The following is a 23,076-nucleotide window of genomic DNA, read 5'->3' as shown; positions in this document are numbered from 1 at the left end:
GGTCTGCTCCTGGGGTTTCCCCCAGGGCACTCAATGGCTTAAGTCCGATGCGTCTACCAATTCCGCCACGCCCGCATCGGCCCATCTATACGGCGCATAAGCCTAAGGCCAAGAGAATCCAATAGTTTTCGCACATCCTTTGGGCAGGACACTACGCCCTTTCACTGCAAAACCGCATAAAAAGTTCTGGTCAGCCAGGTGGACACACCTTGATTGCGATTGTGGTTGTATGCAACCCTTGAGAATTAATTTTCCCTTAGGTGATAATGATGTGCTTCTTTCGGCTCACCCTGCTCATTCTTTCATTGTGTTTCGCCCGCAACGCAGCAGCAGCCGACCCCGACAAAGTGATTTGGGATCGACAGGTTACCAAAAGCATCGTTGGTTTTGACGGGCAGCGGCAGCAATGGACACACGAGGGATATTTCCTCGTTCTGCTTGCCGGACCTTCGTCGGGTGACAGAAAAAAATCGTGTGCCATCAAGGCGGCGCAAGGGCTTCCGTCGCTCGTAACAGCGGTGACAACCCTTCGTCGTGAGGATTTAACTCTCCAACGTGTATTGTCGCCTGTCGAGGCGAGGCAGTGGCTTAAGGCGATTGGAAACGCGGGTTTTCAGGTGAAAAGCCTTCCTGGGCCTTTCGGGATCGACCTTCCGGACTTAACACCGCCGCCTATACCGCCGGATCCTACAGAGAGAAACTTGCTACGGTTAGACGCTGCTTTCGCAGATTTGGCAGCCTCATTTCAGTCAGAGATTGCTCTTTGCGAGGCTAAAGATGGTATCTCCTTGGGGATAGCGAGGCGCCACTGCGGCCGTAGCGATGCCCGGTGTCCAGCAGGCCTAAGTATCACTCCGACAATTACATCGGCCCATGCTCAGATTGGGGAATGGATACATTCGAGGGCTAGACAGGGCAGTGAGTATGACGACATCGTCAAATTATCGACCGACAAGAAAGTGAGTGTCAGCAAAGGTGCCACTACAATAATACGAGCACTTTTTCCCACGAGCTTTCGCAGAGAGCTGGAGGAATTTCGTGCCGCTGTAGAGAAGGTTCGCGCACTCAGGAAGGAAGGTAAAAGTACAACGTTGCCCGCACACGCATTCTTATCTGTAGGACTGGATGACTCGGCGGCTATACGCATCGTCGATGTTGCTGACCATCCGGCTTGGGTCGGACGTCTTGTGAAGAAGTCCACTGATGTGAGGGTCCCCAATCTCGACCAGCTAGGCAATCTTTCCGATGAAATCGCTCGTTCTCGTTTACGGGAGTGCGAGCGATATCGGGGTCTGAGTATATCCAGCTCGCAGGCTGCGTTTGAGAAATGCTCAGGATACTCTGCAACCAGAGCCGAGATCATGGCGTGCCTAAGAGGAGACCGTTGTATTCCGAAGTTCACGGCAGGGAAATCCAGGGCAGATGTTCTTCTGCTCTCTGAACCTGTCAACTTCTCGAACCTTCGCGATTCGTCGTTGATGCCTCGAGTCACGACTGACTTAAAATCACTGGTAGCTACGAGCAACGAGTGCGCAAGTTCTAAAGACCCCAGCCGTTGCATCGCATCCAAGATGATTCCGGCTGTAAAGGGCATAGGCTGGGCGGAAAAAGCCACGAACTGCCTTCTGGAGAAACGGTCACCCAAAGCACAATGCTTGGCATCTAATCTGCCCGAAGGCCCTACGGCAGACATTCTTCGTGTGTGTGCGAGCGGCCGCAATCCTGCTGATTGTACACTGCAGTCGGGCCTTAAGAGGGCCGTCCCAAAAGAAGCTACGCGAATCATCGAATGCGCGCAGAAATACCCTGTTCGAAGTCGGGGGTTCAGCCAATGCTTGGAGTTCAAAGCCCTGGGAAGCGGCGAATTGTTCCGTCTCACCAAATGCCTGGATTTTGACACCTCTACCAGCAAAGGTCAGCTTGCTGCGGCAGTCTGTATTACAGGGTCGAACATTCCGCCTGAAACGTTAGCTGACGCCGAGCTGGCGCTGTCGTGCTCGTCGCGTTATTCGGGCGACTACAAAGCTATGGCCGGATGCGTCCTCGCCTCAAAGATCCAGGTGAGTGGCGACTTAGGCTTAATTGTCCAGTGCTACGCACAGTCTGGTGGATCTTATGCTTCAACCGCAATTTGCCTGGCGGGAGGCAATTTGAATGCCGAAGGAAAGATCATCTTGCAATGTGCGGAGTCCGCCCCTGACGCGACGACCTTTGTAGGGTGCGCGGCTGGCCAGCTCACAGCAAAGGAATTGGTGAACTGCAAGGGCAAGAAATTTGGCGAGGAACCGTGCTTCGGCCAAGAGAATGTCTTCCGGAAATTAGCCAAAAATGTTCTGGGTCAGGATATTGGACAGAACAGCGTAGTCGCTCAGGCGATCAACCATGAGCTTGACGGCGTTCAGTTGCACTACGCGCTGGCTGAAGCCATCTCCAATGAGGGCGGGCACCTGCTGAACAATGTGGGAGAGAATGTCGGAGCTGCCGCAGAAAGGGCCGCAAGAGCCGCAGAAAGGGTAGTCACCGGTGCCGCATCCAAAGCTACCGATCCCCGCTCATACGTCGATCCTTTCAATGTTATTCCTAGCTTCAACTTAGGTCTGTAGCTTTGAGTCAACGAAGGGCCCTCCGCCCGGTCGCCTGGTAGAGCTGCCGGTATTCCTCGCGAGAGAACCAGGCCTGACCTTGCCCCCAGGTCTTATCCAGACCTGAGTTTGTTCGGGCGGTTGGATGTGCCCATCCGGGCGGTGGTAGCGACGGGAGCTGGCGCGGAGCTCTCGGCATAGCGCAGCGCCAGATCCCGACGCGGATTGCAGGTGGCGGCGAACTCGGATGGCGTCTTCCATCCGAGCTGGGAGTGCGGTCGAGCGTCGTTATAATCGGCCTGCCAGCATCGGAGCGCGACGCGGGCCTGGGCGAGCGATGTGAACAGCGTCTCGTTCAGCAGTTCGTCCCGCAGGCGACCGTTGAAGCTCTCGATGAAGGCGTTCTGCATGGGTTTCCCCGGCGCGATGTAGTGCCAGGCGATGCGGCTCTGATCGGCCCATGCCAGGATGGCATTGCTGGTGAGCTCGCTGCCGTTGTCGCTCACCACCATCTTGGGCTTGCCGCGCTCGGCGACCAGCCGGTCCAACTCTCGAGCGACCCGGGCGCCCGAGAGTGAGGTGTCGGCCACCAGCGCCAGGCACTCGCGGGTGCAGTCGTCGACCACGGTCAGGACGCGGAAGCGCCGGCCGTCGGTCATCTGATCCGACACGAAGTCGAGCGACCAGCGATCATTCGGGAGCAGCGGCACCGTCATCGGTGCTCGTGTGCCGAGGGCCCGCTTGTGGCCACCTCTGCGGCGCACCGTGAGCCGTTCCTCCCGGTACAGCCGGAACAGCTTCTTGTGATTGACCGCATAGCCCTCCCGCTCGAGCAGGACGTGCAGGCGACGATAGCCGAAGCGGCGGCGCTCATGGGCGATCGCCCTCATGCGCTGCCGCAGCCCGGCATCATCGGCCCGGCTCGTCTGATATCTGACCGTCATGCGGCAACATCCGATGGCTTTACACGCCCGCCGTTCGCTCATCCCGTGAACGCGCACGAGATGTGCGACAGCTCTCCGCTTCGCCGCAGGCGTCACCACTTCTTTCCCAGGAGATCCTTCAGGGCGGCATTGTCCAGCATGGCGTCCGCCAGCAGCCGCTTGAGCCGCGTGTTCTCGTCCTCCAGCGTCTTCAGCCGCTTGGCCTCCGAGACGTCCATTCCGCCGAACTTTGCCTTCCACTTGTAAATGCTGGCGTCGCTCACGCCATGCTTGCGGCACAGATCGGCGACCGAAACGCCGGCCTCGTGCTCCTTCAAAATCCCGATGATCTGCTCTTCCGTAAAGCGGCTGCGCTTCATGCTCTGGTCCTCGTTGGGGCCAGAACGAACTTCAAGCTAGATTAAGCCCGAGGGGCAAGGTCAGGTCGGACGCCTGTTGGGAGGTGTCGGTAATCACCGCACGGGTAATTGCGCTATCAAAAATTAAATGGATAGAACGGACTTCGTTCCGATCCTGGCACCAGAATTCTGAATGCAATTGATGACCAATCGCCCTCACCCCTAAGGCGGTTTCGGGTTTCAAAACTGCTCATTGGGCCGCATGCTCAAGCAGCCGTTTCGAACAGTAATTTGAGATGGTTGCAAGTCCCCGCAACCAGTACACCCCTAGGTTCTGGGGGGGCGACCGCCGCCCTCTCAGTTCTGGAGCAAAATCACAAGCTCAGCGACATGACCAAGCAGATCATCAAAAATGCGATCGGCGTGTTTGAAAAGTTAAAAGTCGTTCGTAACAACAAGTCGCTGGCCCCATGACAACGAATTGTCGGACCACGGCTGAACCGCGCTTCATCTTCGACATCGGTGACTGCCGTCCTGCGCTTTATCAAGAGCATTGAAGCCCCTCGGTTCGGCAGCTAGGCGCTTCCCCAGACTTCGAGCTGGTGGTGCCCACCGCGTATCAAGTAATAGTTGGCTGCCGCCAACACTTCGGCGAGCCGTGGCTCCACGTTGGCCTTGGTGATGCCGGGTTGCACGACGACCATTCCAAACTCAACCGGCCTGCGCGTCGCGAGCTCGCGCATCATGGTAACGTCCCCACGCACCAATTTGCCCACGCCCTTGCGGCGCTGCATCCGGTCGATTGATCGGTCAACAAGTCTCGGAAGGTCGCACCAGATCATCGATTTTACGGCCTGGGCGCAGACCTCATAGACGTCTCCGACACGATTGCCCGGTTCGGGTCCGCCAGCGCCCTTGCAGTGATACAAGGTTACGTCCACGCCGTCGTCGGCGGCAGGGCGTAAAACAATGAAGTCAGCAGCTTCACCGCTGCCGTGGTCCCAGAACACGACAGCGTTGCCATCAATGTCTAGCTCGCGCTCAAGAAACAGTTGAATAGAAGAGTCGATAACGCGCCCGCGATTGTCGGCGTATTCCACCGTGATATCGACCCCTCCGCCTCGCCAATCGACTGCCCTGATACTTTCGGTATCGAAGGGATTGTACGGTTCTACGGGCGCCGGAAAATGCTCATCACCGCACACTCTCGACCAATCGTCCAACATCAAGTTCAGCGGGTTGTCATTGAGGTAATCAACGATATCCTCGTCGCTTCGGCCGAAAACCACCTCTACTGGCGTCTGTTCGTCGGACAGATAAGAAAACTGCGGGCTTTCCGCGATCCTGAATTGTATTCGCGTCTCGAGGCCCGGGCCTTCAAGCAAAAGCTGGGCGCCGTTGGCATCCGACCGCTCAACTTCAAGGCTGAACTGCGTCAGCGAGTCCTCGAACAATCGGCCGCCAACTTCAAATCTGGCCGAAGGCGGATCAAGGTAGACGTCTTTGTCCCACTCCGCCCACAACACCCGGGCGGGGATCGCATCGACAGTTTCGCCCATCTGCAGGAGGTCGAGGTTGCTGCCGGTAACCGCGGCCCTCTCGTCGAGGATCTTCCGCGCCAAATTCTTGCACCAACCGAGCAGTTCCGGAAGCGAAAACGATGTGTTGCTCCATATCTTAGAAGCGCTGCTCAGGCCAATGGTCACCTCGTTACCGTTTTCGATGGCGCTGCCGAAACAGTGACCACGGTGGAATAGGCGTGCGTCTTCAGCGCGTATTGCCTCGTCTACGTGAGAGCCGGTCAACATGCGGTACGATTCCGTCAGACTGGATTGCTGGCGGTTCCGCATGCCCACATTGTAGAAGCGGGCCTGCTCCAAATCCTTCAGCGCGCGGTTTAGTTCCGACAGGCCGAGAATTTTGGGGTCGTATCCAACAAGGTCGCGGACGACGCGGCGGTAAAGGCCGTCACCGCGGGAGGAAGCACAGATGAACAACAGCGAGGACTGGGGTTCGAAGTAGAAAATGAAGAGATCGTATTCGACATCTATCAGTACTTCATCAGTCGACCAAGGCACGGGTGACCGCATACGTGTAACGTAAACACTTGAAGTCGTATCCTCGCTCACCCGACCGAATATTTGCTCCCGGGCGGCTCCGAAGTTCGGCACGGTGTTGATATCAAACGGCTCGCGCAGCCGATAGATTTTGACATGCGCGTAGGGTGATAGCGAGTACAGTGACATATCGGAGAGATCGGGGATCGTGCCCATGTCGTGTCCGAAAGTCTCGATAAACTCCCTGGCTTCGACCTCGCGCTGTACACGGGCCGCGCTGAGGTTCGGAATGATGTCGGCCCACACCGCGCCGGCCGAGTACAACTTCTCTGCTTCGACCTTGACGCCTGAGGCCGTGGCAAGAAAGGTTGCGTCACCCAGCCGCTCTCCGGCCGTTCTGGCAAAGCGCCCAATAAATTGCAGGGTAACGGCGAGAGAACGATGTGGTGAATGTACCGCTGCGATCTTGAGCCGCGGCATGTCAAAGCCTTCGCCGAGCATGTTCACGCAAATGATGCCGTCCAACTCGTTTGCAGCCAATGCCGCAAGCGCCCTCTTTACATAGCCTAGCGAGTGGTTGCCCTGGATGAGCTTCAAGCGCAACGCAGTATGCTCGTCGTACAGCTTCACCAGCTCCGCCGCTCGTTTCTTGCTGTCCGTGCGCACCATCAGGAGATGGTCGAAGCCGGCTGCGCGGTCGGCGGCCAACTTGCCCTCGGCCGCCTTAGCGGTGGCGATATCCTCCATGTGCTGGCGATTGTCGCCAGCCGGTATTTGGTCGACCAGCTGAAACTGGATGTGGCCAAACACACCGTCTTGGTAAGCGCGCTTAAGGTCATACGTGTAGGCAAATCGCCCCAAAATCTCGCGGTCATCGCGGCGGAACGGTGTTGCCGTAAACAGCACGCGACGCGCCTCCTTGAATATGTCCAGCGTCTCCGTCCAAGAAGCGGCCGGGCTGTGATGGGCCTCGTCGACCAGGATCAGATCAAACAGGTCAGGTGGAGGAACAGGAATTTGCTCAATATGCGGGCTGACGCTGGGCACCGTCGCAACCACGACGTCGAACTCTCTCAGTCCCTCCCATTGGGCAGGGTCCGTAATCCTGCCGGTGGTCGCCATCACCTTGGGGTCAGCAATGCCCGCGGGGATAGCGCCGAGCCGCTTTAATACGCCGAGCTGCTTAAAATCATCAGCTATTTGTTCGCGCACTAAACGGCTAGGCGTCAGCACGAGAACCCGGTTGGCCTGGAGCAAAAAGGCGCTGGCCTGCAGAACGGCCGTTTTGCCAGTGCCGGTCGGCATCGTGATAATCGCAGGGTCGTTGCGTCCACTGAAATGAGAGCCGATCGCGAACAACGCACCGCGTTGAGCCTCACGAAAGCCGGGCTTTTCACCATATGCCAGGGGAAATGTAAGACAGGAATAATTTTCCGAGAAATACGACAAGCCGCGAATCTCCTCTCGCGGCAAAGTCTGCGCCAGATAGGGAGAATACTCAACCGTCGGATGCAACTGAGCCGTTTTAAGCGCTATTTGGTGCGCCCCTTCAAGATTGTGTGGACGACCGCCGGACGCCGTCCCCATGTAGTCGCTACAGGAGGCAAGTGATGGCTGATACTTCAGGTTGGCGCGCTTTACTCGCGCGGCTTTTGGAGAAGGGTAAGACGGTATTCGATAACTCTACCGTATTGGAAGACCCCAAAGGTACCAAGGATCCCAAGGTTTGGGCGCTTGCGCTGTTGGCCCGCACCATCGGCAACGTTGAAGGCGCGCTAGTGTTGTTGGATAGCGGGCATGTGGTGGAAGCGCGGACGTTGGTCCGCTGCTGCTACGAGAACTTTTTTTGCGCCGCTGCTTTGGTTAAGATCGGCGATGCTTTCATCAAGACCATGGAGCTTGATGATGCGGCGAGCCGTAAGAAACAAGCCAAGGGTTTGCTGGATTGGGCCGGCAGGCAGAACCAAGAACTCGAATTTAAAGATAAGCTGACAGAGTTTGCTGAAGCCATAGAGAAGCAGCACCCAAAGGCGTCGTTCCTGAATCAGAAGAAAGCTGCGGAAGATGGAACGATCGCTGACGGTTACATTTTTTATAACGTGCTCTCGAACGACGCAGCACACCCATCGGCGACATCGTTGAGCCGCCACATTTCCTGGGAAGGTACCGGCGAAGATGCTGAATGGACGATCTCGGCATCCCCCGTTGATGATCCTGACGAGGTCGACGAAACCTTAGAGTTGGCTTGCAGCGTCATGCTGGGGGTTGCTGTAGCGATCAATGATGCGGTTGGCGGTACCGAGACCGGCGAGACACTCTTCACTCTCAGTGACGACTTCAAAGCGCTCAGCGCAGCGAACAAGGGCGCCAGGGATGGCAAAGTATCCTAGAGCCCGATATCGGCGGCCAATGGCACTGCCAGCGCAGCGTTCGGCAGTGACGTTCCGGTTCGACGCGGCCAGCCATCATCTGTCTTCCGTTAAAGCAGCGCCCACCCGGCCGTCAGGTTCGGGTGAATAGGCCAGCAGCGCAGCCCGTCAAGGCGTCCACCCGTCTTCCGGAGGGTCCCTCGAGCGGAGCGTCCTTGCCTGGCCGCTCGGTTCTGCCGGCCTCGCATTCTCCTGGCCGCTCAAGGCCAAGCCTTACGGGCGCTGCGCGGCCTTGACCGGTCCGGCTTGGCGCGGCGAGGGGCTGGCATCAGCTAAGCCGCCTTGCGGTTTGTGCTATGCTCAAGCCGAGAATCGGGGGGTGCCAGTGGAGACGTGGTTTCCTGTTGTCAGGGACGTGGCGCTGTTCGTGATCGCCATCTATGGCGCCGCGCTTTCGACGTTCAACTGGCGGCAGGCTGCGAGGAAAGATCGGCGCGAGATTACCGTCAGCGCATCAACGGCAATACCCACCTGCGGCAATCAGCTTGGGGCGCCTTATGCCAAACTGGAAGCGGTGAATACTGGCCACCGGGTGGTAACGGTCAAAACCCTGACTTTCGAGACGCCAAGTGGCGCCCGCCTGGCACCCATGCAGGTCGATCGCTTTCCGGGAATGCCCGATACCCGGCTGCCAGTGTCGCTGTCAGATGGTCAGAGCGCCCACATGTTGCTGCCCTATTCGGATATCGCGGAGGCTTTGTTCGGCAACGGCCAGTCGGGAAAAACCAAACTCACGCCTGTTTGCGTGGATTCAGCCGACAATGTTTATCGGGGCGAAGCTTGGGACGTCGATCCCCGCGAATTTTTGCGGATGAGCCTGGACTAGGAAGCTCCGATGACAATTTTCCTCCGGGACATCTGGCCTTTATCGAATGTTGAAGATTTCAAGCTCCATTTCGCCCGATCGAACGGAGTCGATCAGCCGTTGGAAGTCTGGGCGAGGGACAGGCAGGAGTGGCAGGGTTGGCAGGAATATCGGCCCGCTCGCGATGACTTCAACCGGCCTTATATTTTCTCTCTTGTTCAGTTTTACCATGAGACCGACATCTGGCTGTTTGGCGGGATCTTCAGGATTATCACTCGTCACGAAGATCGCTACGAAGTCGAGTTAGCCGAGACAGGCAAAGACTTCATTGGCCGCCTGAAGCTTCGATCGCCTTACCGTGGCCGCACCACCAGGGTGTACCTTGAAAACCAATACTCGGCTTTTGAGGTGCAGGAGATTTTGCGCGAGCCGTATTCCGGGCGTGCTTTTCCTGGCTACGACGGCATCAACATATCGTTTGACGAGCTTGAGGCCTTGGTGCGCAACGACCGGCCCGACTGGAAGGCCGCGCTGGGGAGTGTGAGCGGCATTTATCTGATAACCGACACCAAGACAGGACGCCGCTACGTCGGTTCGGCCTACGGCGAGCAGGGCATTTGGTCACGTTGGTCGTCGTATGTAGAGACCGGGCACGGGGGCAACATTGAATTACGCCGTTTGGCCACCGATCCTACTCTCGACTATTGTCGCGCCAACTTTCGCTTTGCATTACTGGAACATTGCCCAATTCGAGCCTCTGACGGGGAGATCATTGCGCGCGAAGGATTCTGGAAAGAGATACTGCTGACGCGCAGCGAATACGGCTTGAACCGGAATTAACCGGTTACCTTGCTCGCCACCAAGCTCACTCAACGCCGCTTTATCGGCGTCGAGCTTGACGCCGGATACCATGCAACGGTGCTGAAGCGACTGGCCGCTGCCGGAAATTATTGGCCTTCTGGGGGAATCCGATCGCCACAGATGCCGCAGTCTTTGTGCGGCTCGGTACGTGGGATCACTCTGGTCTGTCCGCAGTTTGGACAGATCGAGGCCTTCATGCCTGCCGGCACAACAATCGGCTCCGGCTTTTTGACCGGCGGCCAGCCCTTTCGGATATCCCCGTCAAACCGGACCTCCCATTGGCCGTTCTCGTTCTTGCGAACGGCATAGCCATTATCTTGTAGCGACTGCTTATTCGCGTGCCAAACGGCCCAGAATCCCGGTTTGACCGGTCCCCACTTCCCATAACGCGGCGCCCACCTTGGCCTTGGCTTTGACATTGGCCCCCCGGCTGACAAGCGCCTGATGCTATCGCTACAATTGATGGTTGAGAAGCGATTTCGGACGCATTTGATCGTCTCCTCGCTTACGTTGATCGCCAGTCGACGCCCGCGACATCGCTTGGCGAAATTCATGCAGCCGCTGTTTTACGCCGTCAGGCCTGTGATAGCTTGGCTCCGGGCTGAAACAACAAAGCTGGGGGATCTGTGGCACAGGGGAATGAAACGCGGCGCGTCGTGTTCGGCCGCATAGGTTGGATGCGGGCCTACGACGGGCTGCGTGAAGGCGACGAGCGGCCAATCGGCGGCGGCGGTTACAACAAGAGCGATATCGGCCACGAAGCTTATAACTTCCACGCCACGGGCGGCAGACTCTACGGCTACTTCCAGCCGAACATGAGAAGCGAGGCCCTGACACTGGAACGAATCGACTCCCTAGCAGCCGACAAAAGCAACCTCGGAGAGGTACTGGTTGTGTTCGTGGCTACCGCGCTCGAAGGGGCCGGCTTGGTGATTGTCGGCTGGTACAAGAACGCTAAAGTCTGGCGGGAGCGGGTTCGGCCATCACCAGGCAAGCCGAAGGGCTACGGGCATTTCTGCAGTGCTCTTGCCAGGGATTGCGTTTTGTTGCCGCCAGGCAAGCGCAGGCACCAGATCCCGTCCCAGGTGAAAGGCGCGTTCGGCCGGTCAAATGTCTGCTACCTCCTAGAAGACGACGGCACTCCAAAGTCAGGCCGCTGGATACAGGACGCGCTCGACTACGTTGACGATTACGCAGGTCCGAACGTGCTGGCGGCTCCTGAAGCAGCCATCGCGGACGACGTTGAAGCCGCAGCCGAGGACGCGCTCGCCGGTGCCGGCGGCCAGGGCTTCGCGCGCACGGCGGCCGAGCGAAAGGCCATCGAAGACCATTCCATGGAAAGGGCCATTCGCTACTTCAGGAAGGAAAGCTATCAGGTCGAGGACGTCTCCAAGACCCGAAGCTACGACCTGGAATGCAGGAAGGGCAGCCAGGTGTTGCACGTCGAGGTCAAGGGAACGACCACGGCAGGTGCGCAAATCGTGCTGACGGCCAACGAAGTGCTTCACGCCCGGAATCCACGGCATGACTGCGCGCTTTTTGTCCTACACAGCATCTCCTTGCGCGGGCGCAAGGCGTCTGGTGGAACGATAGCGCTACAACGTCCGTGGAAACCGGACGGCGCGCGCTTGAAGCCTGTTACCTTCGTTTATCGGCTCGACAATTGATCTCCGAAGAGCGATTTATCCTCGTACCTTCAGCACCACCCGGCCGGTAAGGTCGGGTGAATAGGCCAGCAGCGCAGCCCGGCAAGGCATCCACCCGTCTCCCGGAGGGTCCCTCGGGCGGAGCCTCCTTGCCTGGGCGCTCGGTTCTGCCGGCCTCGCATTCTCCCGACCGGCGCGGATGGCGCAGCCGGACAACAACGGGAGAACTCACATGCACGACATCACCAACGCCGACAACCATCCGCAGGCTCAATGACCGTTTCCAGCGCAGCCCTGGTCTTTGGCGGCCAGACCATCCTCACTACCGGCGTAAGCGCCCTGGACACCGACGCGAAGGCTGCCTTGCTTCGCCTGGTGCCGAGCTTCGAGGCCCTCACGCCCGACAACGATCCCCACCGCGAGCACGACTTCGGCGCGGTCGATTTCTAAGGCGTTCGCTACTTTTGGAAGATCGACTACTACGACCTGGTCGGTCGGTTTGCCTCGCCAGATGTGGCAAATCCCGTCGTTACCCGCCGCGTGCCGACCATCATGCGTGCCGACGAATACCATCAGCATCGGCTTGTACAATCGGGACACGTCCTTGAATTACGACACCTTCGAAGTTCAAGACATGAATATAGGCGGTGCTATAATTGTACGTCCGACGATTAGGAGCGGCGACACTATTATGTTCGATTGTGCGCCAGACGGACAGGGCTATGGCGAACTGAATGTTCGTAATATTGGATCTTCTTGTGTTCATTTCGATTTCGTAGGGACAATCAGATACTCCGTATGTGAACCAAAGTGCCCCACAATGACTTGCTCGCGGGTACACCCGCGGAAGGCGTCGCCTCGGGCCTTATTCATGGCCCAAGGGCGACCTCCTGGCAGATCTTGCCGAAGTCCGCTGAAGAGAGCAGAGCGGACGAAGCAGATAAGTCTTTACAATTTCATAGAGATCCCGATCTGGGAAAGTCTGTGGGGGCGTTTGTTGCGGGTCCCCGCAACCACCCGATCCCAAAGCCAGGTTTGAGCGCGCATAAGCCTGAAGGCGCGGGCGGTATGCTTGAGCAGGCAAGATTTAGGCGAATGACTGGATAAGATATCGCAAGTTTGGTTGGTGTGGGGAAAGGCGGTAGCGTTCCAGCGGATTGAACCCTCGACTGAGTGAGGTGCCGCTCAATCGTCACGCTCACCCGTTGGGATCTCTATGGCCACCTTCCGTCTGCTGCTTTCCGACTTGTGGCTTTCGGATGCTTAAGGGCGTGCTTGCGACGTTGCATATCGCTTCAACGAGCAGACGCACCGCTCGTCCTTCCCAACCTATTTGATCGATTGGGGCTTCCCAGTACTCCGACAGAACGTAGGCCAAGTGACGGGCCTTCACACTCAAGCCCGTCATCGTATAGGCGGGGGTCCCCATGATGGCTCGTTCAACGGGATCAAGGCGGGCCAGGAGGGCCTCATCCCGCGCCGTCAGGTACTCGTCGGACTGCTTTAGGTTTTCACCGTCACGATCGAGTTCAGCTACCAACGCCAAGAACTGGTTTTCGAAGGCGACCAAAGGAGCGTCTAGGTCTCCGGCAGCTTCCTCGGGGGTGGTGCCTTTGGCGCAATCACGCATTTTTTCAGCTCGGTACACGGAAACCGATAATTTTACACGGTTAGCGTTTATAATCGCGGATGTCAACGCTTTTCGTGGCTGTTAAACGAAAATCGTGTTCCCATGAAATGGCGGTTGAATGACTCCCGATCAATCTCGGGCGGCTCGTGGTTTGCTCGACTGGTCTCAGGCTGAATTGGCTGCTCGGTCCAATTTGAGCGAGAGTACAATTCGTGATTTCGAAAAAGGCCGTCGTATTCCGTCAATCAACAATCTGGCGGCTGTCAGGCGCGCTCTTGAGGCCGCCGGCGTGCAATTCATCGACGGCGATCATCCTGGAGTTCGCTTAGTACGATGACAGACTGCTTCACGCGTTGGCACTCACTTCCAGTTCAGGACGATTGCCGCGCCACCACGGGCCGCCTCTGGAGCCGAGCCTGAATTAAGGCGGTTGACGACTTCGGCTGCTTCGTTCTGAATCGTGTCTAACCTGTTGAAGTTCAGAACCGGCGACTTCTGGCACACGTCAAATAGCCCAAGATCGCGGCTCCTAACTGTTGGGTCGCACGCGCGACGACCTGCAGCATGTTTTCAGCAGAGTGACTATCTCCAGCCCGCGGGTGAGGAGCGATCTTCGGGCCGCTATAATTCGGACAATCTAGAAAAGCTATTTCAGTTCAATCGCGCCTGGAGCTAAATTTGTCCGAACGCGCCTTGAAAGTATTCAAATGTCGAAACCCTTCCAAGCTGGATCCGATGGCTGCCTTACAGTCTTTCACCGTATGCTGCGGAAGCTCATTCGCGTCCCTGGAGCGAATGGCCGCGATCGCCAGCGACCTCGGTGTGGCAGGCCCTGCGCTGGTTTCGATTTCCCTCGATGGAGTTGAAGACGTTGAGTTGTCTGCCGCACGGCCCGGCGGAAGACGAGTGCGGCAACCGGAGGTCATCTTGCCTGTGGCCAAACTGGCCGAGATGAACGGTGAACTCGCCCCGAAGGTTCAAGAGCAATTGGATATCCTGTGGCAGACAGCCGGGTGGATTGACGGTTCACCCTCTTTCACCTCTGAAGCCTGGGCAGGCTATAGCGACAAGCAGAACTACAGCATCGAATAGAAGGCGGAACTTGGCGAGGCATCCCTTGGGGGATCACCTAGCAATTCGTTGATGGGGGATGCGGGGAGCGGGGTGATGATTCGTCGAACTGTTGTCGTTGAAGGGCCGCTCGCCTTTCGCATGAGGCGGATCGCCGCCGCACGACAAAATGAAGGCGGCGTGCAGATCATGACCTTGCCGCAGCTTGCGGCACGGCTAGCCGGCGGCTTCACGCGCCCCGCCCAATCGGAGGAGCTTGACCGGGCGATCCGGTCGGCGCTCGAAGCCGGCGGTTTCGCCGAACTCGAGAGCATCCGAAGCCTTCCCGGCATGACGCGTTCTGCGGCTTGGACGCTGAACCGGCTGTGGAACGCCGACTTCGCGTTGGCCGACCGCGCCCGTGAGCGCGCGCGGCTCCAGGATCTTATGACAATCGATGCGCATGTGCGTGCGAGCCTGCCTGCGGGTGTCCTGTCGCCGCGCGATCTGCGCGATGCAGCCCTACAGCGTGTAGCGTACGCGCCCACGGTCCTCGGCGCGGTCGAGCTCGATCGCGTCGTGGGGGTCGCCCCCGTTTGGCGCCCGCTGCTCATTGCCCTCGCGCAACGGGTGCCGCTCATCTGGCGCAATCCCGGCGATCCCGATGTCGCCTGGTTCGCCGGCGAGCTTGGCTCCGATCCGCGGCCCACACCGGCGCCACCCGAGATCGTCTCCTGCGCTTCGCCGCGCGCCGAGGCCGTCGAAGCCCTGCGGTGGATCCGCGAACTCATCGCGTCAGGCCGCGCACGGCCGGACGAGATCGCCGTCTGCGCCACGGCGACCGAGGACTGGGACGACCACATGCTGGTGCTGACGGTTGACTCCGGTCTGCCGGTGCATTTCTCGCACGGCGTGCCGGCGCTGGCGTCGCGGGAAGGCCAGACCTGCGCCGCCTTAGCCGACGTCTTGCTCAATGGGTTGAGCCAGGATCGCGTGCGCCGCCTCCTCGGCCGCGCCGTTGGACGCAGCCGCGGCCTCGATGCGCTGCCTCCGACCTGGGCGCAGGGCCTGAGGCCTGGCGCTGCGCTCTTCGAGCTTGAGCAATGGCGCCGCGCACTCGATGAAGCCCATGCTCGTCGCACGGATGGCGTCGACGTGCGGCCGCTGCTCATGCCGGTTCTCGAGGTGCTTGCCAGAGGAGCCGGCGCCGCAGATGCAGCCTGCGGTCTGTTGCTCGGGCGCGCGGCACAGGCGCTCTGGGTCGAGGCGCTTCGCCGTGCGCCGCCGGATGCGCTCGAATTTTCGCTGCAGGAGCTTCGTCTTCCCGATGGCCGCGACCCGGGCGCCTGCGCGGTCTGGTGTCCGGCGAATCATCTTGCGGCTGCGCCACGTCGCTTCGTCCGTCTGCTTGGTCTGACGACGCGATCGTGGCCGCGGCGAACCGGCGAAGATCCGCTGGTTCCGAGCCACATCCTGTCGCGTGACTTACTGGATTCCGTGTCGGTCAGCGAACAGGACCGGCGGGCGTATGCGATCATCACCGCGCAGGCCGCCGGCGCTTTGGTGCTGTCGCGAAGTCGCCGCAACGCCCAAGGCGGGCTGCAGGCGCCGAGTCCGCTCCTGCCGCACGGCCCATGCACCACGGCATTGAAACGCGCGCGCATCCCGAGCCATGCTTTCAGCGAGGCCGACCGCCTGCTGGCTCGGCCCGAAGAGGCGGCGATCTCAGCGGCGCTGCGAGCCGCTGACGCCTGCTGGCGCAATCGCCGAAACCCTGCAGTGACCGCTCATGACGGTCGCGTGAGTCACGACCATTCCGTCATCACGCGGGCCATCGCGCAGGTGCAGTCGGCTACATCGCTTCGCCTCATGCTGCGCGACCCGCTCGCCTTTGTGTGGCGCTACGCCTTGGGCTGGTGCTCGCCGGTCGAAGACGAGCAACCTTTGTCGCTCGACGCGCGCGCCTTCGGCGAGCTCGTCCACGAGATGCTGAAGCGCACGGTCGACGCGCTCGAGCCCAATCCCGGCTATGTGCGTGCGGCCCGCCATGAGATCGAAAACGCCCTCGATGCGGCATCTGCCGCCATCGGGGCGCAGTGGCCGGTCGAGCGTTCGACCCCACCCCTTCTTTTGTGGCGCCACACGCTAGCCGCCGCGCGCGATCTTGCGCTCAAGGCGTTGACGCTCGATGAGGCGTTTCAGGCTGTCACGCGCAGCTGGACCGAACTCGCGTTCGGCCGCGAGGAAAATGCCACGGACGCCGCTGGCGATCTCCTGTGGCCGCAGACCGGACAGGTGATCATTCCCGGTGCCGGGGTGCGCATTCGCGGCAGTATCGATCGGGTGGACTTCAACAGCGCTTATAAAGGCGTCCGCGTCTCCGATTATAAGACCGGCGCCGAACCGGCGAAGGCGAGCGAGATCGTTCTCGGGCGCGGCGCCGAGCTGCAGCGTGTGCTCTACGCGCTAGCCGCGCGCCAGCTCGTGGCGGACAATCCGCGGGTCATCGCGCGCCTGGTCTTTCTGGGGGCTGATCGGCCCAGGCCGTACAGTCTGCCCGATGTCGATCAGGCGATCGCTGACATTGGCGCGCATATCAGCGCGGCCATCGATCTTCTGCGTCGCGGCAACGCCTTGCCGGGACCTGATGCACGCGAGGCCTGGAACGACTTCGCATTGGCGCTGCCAGCGAACCCCGCGGTCTATTTCCAGAGCAAACAAGCAGCTTTGGGCCGCGCCTTTGGCGACTTTGCCCGAATCTGGAGCGTGCGATGACGAAACTCGTCGACGAATCCGCGCGGCTGAGGGCGCTCACAGAACTCCATTTGACGCTGCTGGTGGAGGCGGCGGCAGGGACGGGCAAGACCGCTCTCATGGCGGGCCGACTGACGATGCTGCTAGCGCGCGGCGCCGAACCACGCTCGATAGCGGCCATCACCTTCACGGAGCTCGCGGCGAGCGCGCTAGGCGCCCGCGTCCACCGTTATGTCGACGATCTGCTCGCGGGACGTGTTCCGAATCCGTTGCGGGAAGCTCTGCCCGACGGCTTGACCGACGCGCAGCGGCGCGCCCTTTCGGCGGCTGCCGGCAAGCTTGATGAGCTCACCGCCACGACAATCCACGCGTTTTGCCAGACCATCATCTGCAGTTACGCGGTCGAAGCCGATATCGATCCCGGCGCACGCATCCTCGATGCGACGCAGGCCGAGGCCGCTTTTGAGGCCGTGTTTGAGCAATGGTTCAGAAGGCGGCTGAACGGACCGGCACGGGCCGATGATCCGATCGCCTCCCTGTCGGAGTATGATCCGCGTCACGTGGCCGCCACCTTGCAGGGGCTTGCTCGGTTTCGCCTGGAGCATCGCGGTGCGCGGGCGCCCGCGGCCGATCTCAGCGGCCGGCCGGATATCGATCTCGTCGAGGCCGTCGCGGATTTCCGCCGCTGGCTGTCGGCGCAGCCCGTCGAGCCGAAGACGCTCGAAGTGGTCGGACAGCTGGAGACACTGGCCAGTCATTTCGAGGGCAGCTTCGCGACGCCGCCTGTTTTCGACACGCTCTGGCGGCTCGCTCATCCGGCGCGTCTGCCTTGTATGCGGCGCTACACCTTCGATTTGCTAACCCCAAGGACGAAGACGGCATGGGACAAGGCCGCCGGCAAGGATCGCGGCGCCGAGCTCAACGCGGAGGCCGGTCGCCATTTTGCGCGGGTCGACCACTGTTACCGCGTCATCCTCGGCCGTGTCGCGACCGCGCTGGTCGCCAAGTTGTCCGATGAGCTCGATGAGGTCCTCGCCGACTACGCTGCCTTCAAACGCGCCGCCGCTGTTCTTGATTTCGACGATCTGTTGGAGCGGGCACACGCGCTCGTGCGGGAGCACGATGCAGTTCGACGCGCGCTTGGACAGCGATATCGCCACATCTTCGTCGACGAATTCCAGGATACTGACCCGATCCAGGCGGAGATCCTGTTTCGGATCGCCGCCGACGACGGTGCGCCCAGATGGCAGGACAGCGTTCTGCGCGAGGGCGCTCTCTTTATGGTCGGCGACCCTAAGCAGGCGATCTACCGCTTCCGAGGCGCCGACGTGGGCTCCTACGCAGAAGCACGGGGCGCCATCGCCCGGCGCTGGCCCGACAACATCGTCCAGATCACGGCGAACTTCCGCTCGCGGCCGGCGGTCCTGACCCATATCAACCGGTGTTTCGCGGCGCCGCTCTCCGGCCGGAATCAGCCGGGTTACGTGGAGCTCGCGCCAACGCTCGATCCGCCGGATCACGAGCTGCCGTGCGCCGCCAAGATCACAATCGATCTGCCGCCGGACTCGCGGGCGGCGCAGATCCGCGACGCCGAGGCCGAAGCCGTCGCCGATCTCTGCACACGGCTAATCGGCAACTTGAAGATCCGCGACGAGGACGGCGAGCTTGCGCCGCTCACGCCGGGCGGCATCGCGCTGCTCGCCCCGACGGGCTCCGAGCTCTGGCGATACGAGCGCGCGTTTGAAGCGCGCGGGCTCCCGATCGCTTCGCAGGCTGGGAAAGGACTGTTCCGTCGCCAGGAGGTGCAGGACCTTGTCGCACTCGCGCGCGTGCTGGCGGACGCCGGTGACACCTTGGCGTTCGGCGCCTTGATGCGCGGTCCGCTGGTTGGCCTCAGCGAGGAGGAGTTGCTCGACATCACCGCCGGTTTGCCGGCGCTTGCGGATCGGCCCGACGCAATTCCTCAATTCTCGCTGGCGATGGATCCCGATCACGTCGCTCATCCAGTCGCGCGGCGGATCCTCACGATCCTCCAGGACCTACGCCGCCGGACGCGGGCGACGACGCCTGCGTTGCTGCTTGCCGAAGCTGTCGAGCGGCTGGCCGTGCGGCCGATCTTGAGCGCGCGCGAAGGCGACCGCAGCGCGCGAGCCGCCGCCAACGTCGAGGCGCTGCTCGAACGGGCACGATCCTACAGCGTCAAAGGCATGAAGCGCTTTGCCCGCGACGTGAGCCGCGACTGGCGCGACGGCGCCGCCTACAACGAGGGCCGTGTCGATGCCGACGGAGACGCCATCGAGATCATCACCATCCACAGCGCCAAGGGGCTCGAATGGCCGGTGGTGATCCCGATCAACACCGCGACCTTGCTGCGCTCCCGCGAGCCGTTTGTGCACCGGGCTGACGACGACACGCTACATTGGGTGATCGGCGATGTCGTGCCGCCCGAGCTGCGCGCTGCGCTGGAGACCGATGACGAGAGCCTGATGCGCGAACGGGAACGGCTCTGGTACGTGGCGTGTACGCGAGCCCGTGAGCTGCTGATCGTGCCGGAACTAGCGCAGGCCGAGCAGAGGTCCTGGGCTCGTGTCGTCAACCTGGGCCAGGACGCATTGCCGGAGCTGGACGTCTCCCGCATGGCGCCGGTGCCGACGTCGATGAGCGCCGACCCGCCGAATACCCAGACCGCTGAGCTCTTTGCAGCCGAGCGCGGGGTCATCGAGGAAGCGGCCGTTCCGCTGACCTGGGTGCGGCCGAGCGATCATGATCCGGACCGCTTGCAGTCGATCGAGGCCATCACGCTCGATGCCGGCGATGCGCCCGAGGTCAACCAGCCTGTCGGTGCGGGGCGCGTGCGCGGTCTTCTCCTGCACAAGCTGATGGAAGAGGTGCTGACGGGCGAACTCGCCGAGGAGGTGGAGCGCTTTGCCAGCCGCGCGCGCCAGTTGGCGGCTGAACTGATCCTCGATCCCGACGACGGCGACGGCCTTCCGGACGCCGGCGAGATAGCGGCTACCGCTTGGCGTACGTTGCAGCTGCCGGACATCGTGGCGCTTCGCGAGCGGCTGACCCCTGAGTGGCCGGTGTATGCGCTGCTCGAGGATAGCTCGAAGCCAAGCGCGCTCTCCGGGCGCATCGACGCCATCGCCTACGCTGGGGATCGCGCCGAAGTGGTCGTCGACTGGAAGAGCGACGTCGATCCGTCCGACGCTGATATTCGCCTCCATGCCGGTCAGCTCGAAGACTATGTACGGGCGACGGGCGCTCACCGGGGCGCGCTGGTCTACATGACGCCGGGTGTCGTTCAGTGGGTTAGGGGCGGCTCGGCGGCGTGAGCGGTAACCGGGAGGGAGGGATTGAGGTGCCGGTGGGGTCGAAACCGCCCTTACCAGCCAGCCCCCGGAAGGGAAAGACGTCAGAAATTTGTAATCGTTTTTCTGACAGCCTCGACTCTCCGGTCGGAAATGGGAATACATTTTCTGACAGGGCGGGCCGACGTGTTGAGCGAGACGTTTGACTGAGATCCGGAGCCGAACTTCGATCCATTCGGAGGGGTCGACTGTACCGGCGAAAAGGGCTGTCTCTATCACCAACGTGGCGGGTGCCTCCGGAAAAGTAGAGGCCTGCCTAGCTCGTCAGTGATACTTGACCTGGGTCGGCGTGGGCACAAGCCATGGAGCCGAACACGGCGGGCGTGCCAACCACGATAAGCGAGCGGCAACTCACGCGGCCTGCTCCAATGCGCGGTTGGCCTTCTCCTTGAGCAGGGTCCGAACGAACCTGTCCCATTTGGCCATCCCGGCGCGCTTCTCGGGCATATAGTGCCACCGATCGTAATTCTTGGAGCTCACATCCTGGAGCGCGTGGTTTTGGAGGCGGTCGCGGATCTCTTTTGAAACGCCGGCCTTGCCTGCCAACGTCTTGAACGTCCGTCGGAGATCCCGATTGGTTGCGTAAGGTATGACGCCGCGGTCGCGCTGCCGCCACACGAAGCTATAGAGCGTTCCGTGGCTGACGGGCTTCCTCGGGTCTTTGGCCGATGGGAAGTACCAGCCATATTCGTTCGGCTTAATCGACTCGATCAGCTCAGCAGCGAGCAATGGGACTGGGACGGCGTGGGGTTGGTCGTTCTTGGTCTTGGACCAGTCAATGATCCGCTCCTTGGCGTCCCATTGATCGATACGGAGCCGCGCGATTTCCTCGACGCGCTGGCCGGTCAGCATGATGAGCTGCACGGCGCGCGGATAAGAGGGATGAACCGGCGTGTCGGGGTGCTCCAGCCAGCGATAGAGCTGCACGAACTCGTTTTCGTCGAGCCAGCGACTGCCTTGGACCTTGGGTTCGGTGGGGATGCCCGTTGCCGGATTAAAGGGAATCCGGAAGCGGCGAGAGGATTGCTGACGATAGTCGTTGTCGGACTTCATGCCCCAACTAAAGGCGGCATGGAGATAAGAGCGCACATGGTCGGCCATCGACTTGGCACCGCGCTCGTAGATCGGGCGGATCAGCTCGATGATTTCCTCGGCCTCAATCTCGCGGGCGAGGCGATTACGCCCGAGCGTGTCGGCGATCTTGTTGAGGCCTTTTTCAGTTTCCTTCCAGGACGGTTTGCCGCCGTCCTTGAGCGCAGCGACATAACCCTCGAATAGATCGGCGACCGTGCCGGGGCGAGTGTCGGTGGCGATCTTGATGCTTCGGCCCTTCTGGATGACGTCAGCAAAGTCGCGCTTGTAGATCTCGCGAGCTTGCGTGAGCGACATCGAGGGATAGGCGCCGATCTTTTTCTTAGTGCGTCTTCCGTCGCGCCACTGCTGCGCCATCCAGTCGGCGGTGACACGCTTGGGCATGGGCTTGAGGACGAGAACGAGACGGCCGGTGCCGCGCCCCTCGCCATCGGCGAGGTTCTCCTGCTTGCGACTGATCTCGACGCGCTTCAGCGCATGTCGGATCGCGGTGTCAGTTAGGGCGGGCATAGCGTTTCCTCCTTTCCGGAACTGGGATCGGTCGAGGAGAAGCAGGGATCGCTAGCTGGGAGCGGAAGGCCGTTTTCTACCCCTTTTACAGCCCCCAATTTGCCAAAACCGCCCCCACTACGCAATGCCGGAAAAATGATATTTTATAAGTGTTTCAATGAGCTTGAGCGTGATCAGGCGTGAGCGCAAAGTGGCGAGTGGGGTGGTTGTGCACCAGGATGATCGCAGTGGCCGACAATTCGAGCGCGCGCTTGATCACCTCGCGCGGATAGACCGGCGTGTGATCGACGGTGCCGGTCTGCTGCACCTCGTCGGCGATCAGCTGGTTGCGCTTGTCGAGAAACAACAGCCTGAACTGCTCCTTGTCGGCGAACGCCATGCTGGTGCGGCAATAGGTGATGACGTCCTGCCATGACGCCAGCGCGTGCTTCTGCCGCACCTCGCCCTTGGCGATGCGGTGCGCGGCGGCGGCGATCAGCTTGAGCTGGGTGATCGAGGCGTCGCCGACGCCGTCGATCTCGCGCAGCCGCGGCTCCGGCGCGTGGATCACCTCGGCGAACGATCCGAACGTCTTCAGCAGCGCCTTCGCCAGCGGCTTGACGTCTCGCCGCGGCAGCGCGGCGAACAGCACCATCTCCAGCAGCTCGTAGTCGTTGAGGGCGTCGGGACCGGCGCTGTGGAAGCGCTCGCGCAGCCGCTGCCGGTGGCCGTGATAGTGCGGCGTGTCCGGCGGCGTATCGTTGGGGGGAGGGGCTTTCTCGGGCATCGGCGTCAGCATGCCGTGATGCCGCATTTTTGCAACCTCGAAGTGCTCGCGCGCCGCAGGGCGCGCCTTGCTAGGCCGCGCGCCCGGTCAGCACGAGGATGAGGCCGATGATGAGCGAGAACGCTGTGGGGTAGAAGGTGAGCGCAACGCCGAAGGCGCGGCCCGCCGCGCCCCTGGCATAGCCGAGCCAGAACAGCAGCCGCCCGAGGCCGAACAGGATCACGAGCGTGAGCAGCACCGG

15 protein-coding genes and 1 pseudogene are annotated in these 23,076 nt (G+C 60.8%); 10 read left to right on the top strand and 6 right to left on the bottom strand.

All coding sequences use genetic code 11. The annotated features are described in order from the left end of the window. Positions 1 to 269: 269 nt before the first annotated feature. Positions 270 to 2,603, top strand: a complete 2,334-nt coding sequence (locus tag QX132_RS28605) for a hypothetical protein (protein ID WP_316163439.1) — start codon at positions 270 to 272, stop codon at positions 2,601 to 2,603. Positions 2,604 to 2,695: 92 nt separating this feature from the next. Here the strand turns inward: QX132_RS28605 and QX132_RS28600 are convergent. Both QX132_RS28600 and QX132_RS28595 read right to left on the bottom strand, forming a co-directional pair. Next, a protein-coding gene (locus QX132_RS28600) for an IS3 family transposase (RefSeq protein WP_316163438.1) occupies positions 2,696 to 3,885 on the bottom strand; the annotation gives its coding sequence in 2 pieces (ribosomal slippage) (positions 2,696 to 3,636 and positions 3,636 to 3,885; 1,191 coding nt in all). Positions 3,886 to 4,439: 554 nt separating this feature from the next. Beyond that, positions 4,440 to 7,370, bottom strand: coding sequence for a DEAD/DEAH box helicase (locus QX132_RS28595; RefSeq protein WP_316163437.1), 2,931 nt, complete (start codon positions 7,368 to 7,370; stop codon positions 4,440 to 4,442). A gap of 161 nt (positions 7,371 to 7,531) precedes the next feature. Between QX132_RS28595 and QX132_RS28590 the strand changes: the two genes are divergently transcribed. The 5 genes and pseudogenes from QX132_RS28590 (at position 7,532) to QX132_RS28570 (ending at position 12,337) form a co-directional block, all read left to right on the top strand. Further along, positions 7,532 to 8,311, top strand: coding sequence for a DUF5677 domain-containing protein (locus QX132_RS28590; RefSeq protein ID WP_316163436.1), 780 nt, complete (start codon positions 7,532 to 7,534; stop codon positions 8,309 to 8,311). A gap of 394 nt (positions 8,312 to 8,705) precedes the next feature. Continuing rightward, positions 8,706 to 9,176, top strand: a complete 471-nt coding sequence (locus QX132_RS28585; RefSeq protein ID WP_316163435.1) for a hypothetical protein — start codon at positions 8,706 to 8,708, stop codon at positions 9,174 to 9,176. A gap of 9 nt (positions 9,177 to 9,185) precedes the next feature. Continuing rightward, positions 9,186 to 9,995: a GIY-YIG nuclease family protein gene (locus QX132_RS28580; protein WP_316163434.1), complete on the top strand. Its 810-nt coding sequence runs from the start codon at positions 9,186 to 9,188 to the stop codon at positions 9,993 to 9,995. A 698-nt stretch (positions 9,996 to 10,693) separates the two neighbouring features. Beyond that, positions 10,694 to 11,683: a protein NO VEIN domain-containing protein gene (locus QX132_RS28575; protein ID WP_316163433.1), complete on the top strand. Its 990-nt coding sequence runs from the start codon at positions 10,694 to 10,696 to the stop codon at positions 11,681 to 11,683. Positions 11,684 to 11,935: 252 nt separating this feature from the next. Then, positions 11,936 to 12,337 (top strand): annotated as a pseudogene (locus QX132_RS28570) (DUF3768 domain-containing protein). 523 nt (positions 12,338 to 12,860) lie between these two features. Here QX132_RS28570 and QX132_RS28565 read toward each other — a convergent pair. Next, entirely contained in the window at positions 12,861 to 13,292 is a 432-nt protein-coding gene (locus tag QX132_RS28565) for a hypothetical protein (RefSeq protein WP_015669952.1), read from the bottom strand. A 118-nt stretch (positions 13,293 to 13,410) separates the two neighbouring features. On the opposite strand from QX132_RS28565, the gene QX132_RS28560 reads away from it, so the two are divergent. The 4 genes from QX132_RS28560 to QX132_RS28545 all read left to right on the top strand — a co-directional run bounded on the left by QX132_RS28560 (position 13,411) and on the right by QX132_RS28545 (position 20,431). Further along, positions 13,411 to 13,629: a multiprotein-bridging factor 1 family protein gene (locus tag QX132_RS28560; RefSeq protein WP_042340407.1), complete on the top strand. Its 219-nt coding sequence runs from the start codon at positions 13,411 to 13,413 to the stop codon at positions 13,627 to 13,629. A gap of 341 nt (positions 13,630 to 13,970) precedes the next feature. Continuing rightward, the gene (locus tag QX132_RS28555; RefSeq protein ID WP_316163432.1) at positions 13,971 to 14,384 is read left to right on the top strand and encodes a hypothetical protein; all 414 of its coding nucleotides are present in this window, start codon (positions 13,971 to 13,973) and stop codon (positions 14,382 to 14,384) included. Between the two features lie 75 nt (positions 14,385 to 14,459). Further along, a complete protein-coding gene (locus QX132_RS28550) occupies positions 14,460 to 17,117 on the top strand; it encodes a PD-(D/E)XK nuclease family protein (protein WP_316163431.1) in 2,658 nt (885 codons plus the stop codon). After that, positions 17,114 to 20,431, top strand: a complete 3,318-nt coding sequence (locus QX132_RS28545) for a UvrD-helicase domain-containing protein (protein WP_316163430.1) — start codon at positions 17,114 to 17,116, stop codon at positions 20,429 to 20,431. Before QX132_RS28550 ends, QX132_RS28545 begins: the two co-directional genes overlap by 4 nt. A 387-nt stretch (positions 20,432 to 20,818) precedes the next feature. On the opposite strand, the gene QX132_RS28540 is transcribed toward QX132_RS28545, so the two are convergent. The 3 genes from QX132_RS28540 to QX132_RS28530 all read right to left on the bottom strand — a co-directional run bounded on the left by QX132_RS28540 (position 20,819) and on the right by QX132_RS28530 (position 23,073). After that, the gene (locus tag QX132_RS28540; protein ID WP_316163429.1) at positions 20,819 to 22,069 is read right to left on the bottom strand and encodes a site-specific integrase; all 1,251 of its coding nucleotides are present in this window, start codon (positions 22,067 to 22,069) and stop codon (positions 20,819 to 20,821) included. A gap of 154 nt (positions 22,070 to 22,223) precedes the next feature. Continuing rightward, a complete protein-coding gene (locus QX132_RS28535) occupies positions 22,224 to 22,835 on the bottom strand; it encodes a RadC family protein (RefSeq protein WP_316163460.1) in 612 nt (203 codons plus the stop codon). 70 nt (positions 22,836 to 22,905) lie between these two features. Further along, entirely contained in the window at positions 22,906 to 23,073 is a 168-nt protein-coding gene (locus QX132_RS28530) for a hypothetical protein (RefSeq protein ID WP_315735026.1), read from the bottom strand. Between the last annotated feature and the right edge of the window lie 3 nt (positions 23,074 to 23,076).

The organism is Bradyrhizobium sp. SZCCHNRI20481 (assembly GCF_032485055.1).
Taxonomy (GTDB): Bacteria; Pseudomonadota; Alphaproteobacteria; order Rhizobiales; family Xanthobacteraceae; genus Bradyrhizobium.
This window is presented reverse-complemented; position numbering and strand designations above follow the sequence as displayed.